We start from the raw sequence: 5,401 nt of genomic DNA on the forward strand, positions 1-5,401 counted from the left end.
GGGACCGTGCCGGTCGGCGCCGGCTCCGCGGTCCGAGTGCCCGACGGCATGCCCTGTGCCGGGACCGAACCGGCCTGCGCGGCCTGGTAGGCAACGCCCTGCGCGTACGAAGGCCACTCCTGGTGCGGCAACGACTTGCCGCGGGTGACCGTCGGCGGGACGGGCGCCCCGAGCACGACGATCATGAAGTACGCGCACAGCGCGAACAGTACGAGGACCCCGGCGTTGACCGCGGTCTGCTCGACCCGAGCCGCCGCCGGTATGTCGGCGAATCCGCCGCCCTCGTAGGCGAGCCCGCCCAGGGCAACCGCGAGGCCCGCGACCGCCTGCGCGGCGAGCACCCCGAGCGCGGCCCGCGTGAGGGTCCGAGCCCTCGGCGTACGACTCCCGGCGTGCGTGGTGAGCAACACCGCGACGGCGAGCAGCACCGGGGTGAGCACGTCGAGCAGGGCCGACTGGCCGCCGTAGGCCCGCGCCCGAAAACCGTCCACCCCCGACCCGACACCCAAGAACACGCGTAGCGCGTCGACGATCAGTTGCAGTGCCAGGAAGCCGACCAGCGCCCACGCCGCCGGCTCCCGCAAACGATCCGTTTCCTGCCGCATCCGACTGCCTCCCCGTGGCCACGTTCGCGGCTCAGGGTAGACGGACGCACGGCCGGAGGCAGGACGCCGGCCTCGACGAGAGGGCCCGCGAAGACTCAGGAAGGGCGCCACGAGAGCTTCGGGGCGTCCTCACCGGCCCACCCGAGCCTCGAAAAGCGACGGCGCGCGCACGGGCGCGCCACGGACAGCCGAGGCCGGAGGCCTCAGAGGCTCTTGAGCGCTTCGTCCACGGTCATGCCGTTGGCCAGGTCGTCCGTGACCATGCCGGTGCTGACCGGCGCGCCGCCGACGTCGGCGCCCGCGGTGTTGGACAGCGGGTTGAGGCCGCCGCCGTTCATCGGGTTGAGCTGGAGGCGCTCCGCGACGCCGAGCACGGCATCGGTGGCCGCGGCAGCGCCGGTGGCCGCGGCGGCACCGGAGGTCTGGCCGACGGGCGAGTCGGGCCGGGACGTCCCCTCGGGAGCGGAAGGCGCGGCGGCGGCGGGCCCGGCGATGCCGAACGCGGCGGCGGCGCCGAGAGAGGTCACGGCGAGGACGGTGCGAAGAACGGAGGACATGCGGGAGGCCCTTCCCTGTCGGGTACGCGATTGACCACGCAACGTAGCCACTCGACTACGAGAAAGGCAATTCGGCACCCCGTCCGCACATGTCCCGAATGTGCTCCGAATTCGACGGAACCGTCACAGCCTCTCCCGCCGTCCCTGCCGATGACACGAACACGACAGGAACATTCCGGGTCCGGATCACGGAACCCCGACAACTGAACAGTGAGAAGCGCGAAGTCGCGAAGTCTTCGGGTCGCGAGGTCCGGACGTCACCGGAACCGCAACCACGAAGCAAGACGCGGAGGTCGGACCTTGCGGTCCCGAGCCTCGGTCGAGGACTCGGGTGAGCCGACCGGTTACGCGACCAGTTCGGCGAACGCCTCGTCCGCGCCGAAGCTGAGCGCGTCGTCCTCGCGCAGCCGGCGCAGCGCCCGCCAGATGCTCGACTTGACGGTGCCGACACTGCAACCGAGCACGTCGGCGACCTCGGGGTCGGTACGACCCTCGTAGTAGCGCAGCACGAGCATCGTGCGCTGCGGCTCGGGGAGCTTCGCAAGCGCGCGCCACAGCACGGCGCGCAGCTCGGTGTCGCCCATCGAGTCCGACCCGTCGGGGCGCTCGGGCAGCTCCTCCGAGGGGTACTCGTTGATCCGGCGCCGACGCCAGGCCGATATGTGCAGGTTGGTCATCGTGCGACGCAGGTAGCCACCGAGCGCGGCCTTGTCCTGGATCCGCCCCCACGCCTGATAGGTACTCATCAGCGCGCTCTGCAACAGGTCTTCGGCCTCGTTGCGGTCACCGGTCAGGTGGTAGGCCGTGGCGAACAACGCCGAGCGGCGCTCGCGGACGTACGCGGTGAATTCGTCGTCGACACTGTCCGTGCACGGAGCGCTGCGCGCATATCCGTTCAGCGGGGCGAGGGCGACGACGGTGCGGCGATTGTCCTTGCGAATGGCCTGCGACTGCATGACTTCTCCCCCAGTTCCGGAGCTCGTTCTCTGGAGTACAGCCTGCTTGGCGGGGTTCATCACAACGTCGGTGAGCTGTCACAGGTATGCAACAGCGCCTGCGGGGGGCGAACCGCGAAGGGCTGCCCCGTGTTCTTCCCACCCGTGACGTCAGACACAATGGCCTGCGTGCCCTACCTGCTGCTTATCGAGGATGACGACTCCGTACGAACCGGACTCGAACTCGCCCTGGGCCGCCAGGGCCACCGCGTGGTCACCGCTGCCACCGGTGAAGCCGGTCTGGAACGGTGGCGTGAGCAACGCCCCGACCTGATCGTGCTTGATGTGATGCTCCCGGGCATCGACGGATTCGAGGTGTGCCGGCGCATCCGCCGCACCGACTCGCTGCCCATCATCCTGCTCACCGCGCGCAACGACGACATCGATGTCGTGGTGGGTCTGGAATCCGGCGCCGACGACTACGTGGTCAAGCCCGTCCAGCCGCGAGTGCTCGACGCGCGCATCCGCGCGGTACTGCGCCGCGGCGAACGCGAGGTGTCGGACGCGTCGGTGTTCGGCGACCTCGTGGTCGACCGCAACGCGATGACGGTGACCAAGGCCGGCGAGGAACTCCAGCTCACGCCGACCGAGTTGCGCCTGCTGGTCGAACTCAGCCGGCGGCCCGGCCAGGCGCTGTCCCGACAGCAGTTGCTGCGGCTCGTGTGGGAGCACGACTACCTCGGCGACTCGCGACTGGTGGACGCGTGCGTGCAGCGGCTGCGCGCCAAGGTCGAGCAGACGCCGTCCGCCCCCACGCTCATCCGCACTGTCCGAGGCGTCGGTTACCGCCTCGATCCGCCCCAGTGACGGCCCGACCGACTCTCGGCCGCAGGTTCGTTCGGCGGGTCGCCCCCACGTTGAAGCTGCGCTCGCTGCGTTTTCGAATCCTCGTCGCGTTCGCGATAGTCGCGTTGATCGCGGCGGTCTCCGCCTCCGGCGTCGCGTACTGGTTGACCCGTAACGCCGTCCTGGAGCGCGCGCAGAACTCCGTGCTGACCGAGTTCCGGGACAATCTGGGGCGGGTCTCCGGCGGTTTGCCGCCGAACCCGACCCGCGCGTCCCTGGGGCCCGCAGTGGACCAGATGCAGGAGAGCAGCTTCGGCTACGCGGTGGTCCTGGTCGGCGCCGACGGGCAGACGCAGGCGTCCAATCCCAAGTTCCCCCTGGAGCGCGTCCCGGCGCGGTTGCAGCGCACGGTGAACACCGCCGACGACAACGGCGGCTTCCACATGTACTTCCAACGGATCGACATCGACGGTCAGCCGTATCTCGTCGGCGGCACCCGCGTGGTCCCCGACGGGCCCACCGGCTACATGTTCAAGTCGCTCAAGGACGAACAGGCCGATCTCAACTCGCTCGCGCGCTACTTGATCGTCGGCACGCTGCTCGCGCTCGTCGCGGCGGCGGTGGTCGCGCTGTTGGGTGCCCGACACATCCTGCGGCCGGTGCGCAAACTCGGGCATGCCGCCCGCGAGTTGGGCGCGGGTCGGCTGGACACCCGGCTCGACGTACGTGGATCGGACGAACTCGCGGACCTGTCGCGCACGTTCAACGACGCCGCGCAGAAGCTGGAGCGCAGCGTCGCGGAACTGCGCGCGCTCGAATCCTCGTCCCGGCGCTTCGTCGCCGACGTCTCGCACGAGTTGCGCACGCCGCTCGCCGCGATGACGGCGGTCAGCGAACTCCTGGAGGAGGAGGCCGACAGTCTCGGCGAGCAGGGCGCGCCCGCCGCGCGCCTGGTGGTCGCCGAGATCGAACGGCTCGCGACCCTGGTCGAGGACCTCATGGAGGTGTCCCGTTTCGACGCGGGCACCGCGGCCCTGGTCACCGACGAGGTGGACATCACCGACCTGGTCACCGCGTGCCTGGACGCCCGTGCGTGGATGGACGCGGTGGACCTTCGGGCACCCCGGGGCATCCTCGCCCGAGTGGACCCCCGCAGACTGGACGTCATGGTGTCCAACCTAGTCGGCAACGCACTGCGGCACGGCGGTTCGCCGGTGACCGTGGAAATCCACAGCGAACCGCGCGAGTTCGCGCCCGGCACCCACGGTGATCCGGACGCGGAGGAGTTGGTGATCCGCGTGTCCGACACCGGGCCGGGCATCCCTGAGGACGTCCTGCCGCACGTGTTCGACCGCTTCTACAAGGCCGACAGCTCGCGGGCCCGCTCCGAGGGCAGCGGTCTTGGCCTGTCGATCGTGATGGAGAACGCGCGTATCCACGGCGGCACGGCCTACGCGTCCAACGTGCCCGCCGGCGGCGCGATGTTCACCCTGCGCCTGCCGCTGGTTCGCCCGGTGGACGAGGACCTGGTCGACCCGGACGAGGGTGTCGAGGACGACGGGGTCCACGCCGACCTCGACGCGGAGTACGACTCGGCTCCCAACAAGGGCACCGCGAGCGCCGCCCCGAGTCCCGACGAGCGGGGAGGCGTGCGGTGAGCCCGCAGCGACGACTTGTGATGGTGGTCTTCGCGACCACGGGTGTGCTCGCCGCGCTGTCGTCCTGCGGGATTCGGCCGACCGAGGGGCCGGTGGGCGCGGGCAAGCCCGCCAACCGCACGACGCCGTCCGCCCAGGCGCAACTGCCGGGCACGGAACGGCACATCGTGTACCTCGTGAAGGACAACCGGCTTCAGGCACTGCCGCGGACCGGCCGACTCCAACTGCGCCCGGCCGAGGGCAACGCGGACCGGGTCCGCGCCGAGCAGGTCAACCAGCTCCTGGAGGAGCTGCACCTGGGCCCCAACGACGCCGAGGCGCTGGACGGCTTCACGACCGGGCTGCCGGCGGGCGGCCTGGTCGCCGCGCCGCAACGCGACGGCGATCCGCCCACGCTCTTCCGCTTGGACGCCCCCCTCTCGGCGCTCGCCACGGTGGCCCTGGGACAGGTCGTGTGCACGCTCCAGAGCGCGTCCGGCGGCGACACCGTGCTGCTGTCGGGCCGGCGCGGCACGGCGGAGGCGTACCGCTGCGAGAGCTACCTCGACATGAGCCGCAAGGTACCCGGGGCGGTGTCCCCCTCTCCTCCCCGCTTCACCCAACCACCGTCGGCCTTCGACAAGGAGTGAGGGGGCGGCGATCGGGCGGCGATCCGCCCGCCATGGCGCCGGTCGCAGGTCGCAGGTCGCCGACGGGACGCGCGTTCGTCCCTGGCCGGCATCCTCGCCGCCACCGAGCGCGGCACCGTGGTCGGCGCGCCGGCCGAACCGGCGGGAACGGCGCGTCGGCGAGCGACGCGG

General features: G+C 71.0%; 6 protein-coding genes. 3 read left to right on the forward strand and 3 right to left on the reverse strand.

Annotated elements, in window-relative coordinates:
- The 3 genes from GT354_RS50220 to GT354_RS50230 all read right to left on the reverse strand — a co-directional run.
- The coding region (locus GT354_RS50220; protein ID WP_202513182.1) for a hypothetical protein at nucleotides 1–605 on the reverse strand (605 nt) is incomplete at its 3' end.
- A gap of 203 nt (nucleotides 606–808) precedes the next feature.
- Complete coding sequence (locus GT354_RS50225) at nucleotides 809–1,162, reverse strand: hypothetical protein (protein WP_161364917.1); 354 nt, start codon at nucleotides 1,160–1,162, stop codon at nucleotides 809–811.
- 344 nt (nucleotides 1,163–1,506) lie between these two features.
- Nucleotides 1,507–2,118: a SigE family RNA polymerase sigma factor gene (locus GT354_RS50230; protein WP_161364918.1), complete on the reverse strand. Its 612-nt coding sequence runs from the start codon at nucleotides 2,116–2,118 to the stop codon at nucleotides 1,507–1,509.
- A 168-nt stretch (nucleotides 2,119–2,286) separates the two neighbouring features.
- Between GT354_RS50230 and GT354_RS50235 the strand changes: the two genes are divergently transcribed.
- Genes GT354_RS50235 through GT354_RS50245 form a run of 3 tightly spaced genes read left to right on the forward strand, consistent with a single transcriptional unit; the run spans nucleotide 2,287 to nucleotide 5,230 of the window.
- The gene (locus GT354_RS50235) at nucleotides 2,287–2,964 is read left to right on the forward strand and encodes a response regulator transcription factor (protein ID WP_346012530.1); all 678 of its coding nucleotides are present in this window, start codon (nucleotides 2,287–2,289) and stop codon (nucleotides 2,962–2,964) included.
- A 50-nt stretch (nucleotides 2,965–3,014) separates the two neighbouring features.
- Nucleotides 3,015–4,601, forward strand: coding sequence for a HAMP domain-containing sensor histidine kinase (locus GT354_RS50240; protein WP_202513183.1), 1,587 nt, complete (start codon nucleotides 3,015–3,017; stop codon nucleotides 4,599–4,601).
- Entirely contained in the window at nucleotides 4,598–5,230 is a 633-nt protein-coding gene (locus GT354_RS50245) for a hypothetical protein (protein WP_161364920.1), read from the forward strand. The genes GT354_RS50240 and GT354_RS50245 overlap by 4 nt, the downstream gene beginning before the upstream one ends.
- The last annotated feature ends 171 nt before the right edge of the window (nucleotides 5,231–5,401 follow it).

It is taken from the genome of Streptomyces sp. SID3343, from assembly GCF_009865215.1.
Classification (GTDB): Bacteria; Actinomycetota; Actinomycetes; order Streptomycetales; family Streptomycetaceae; genus Embleya.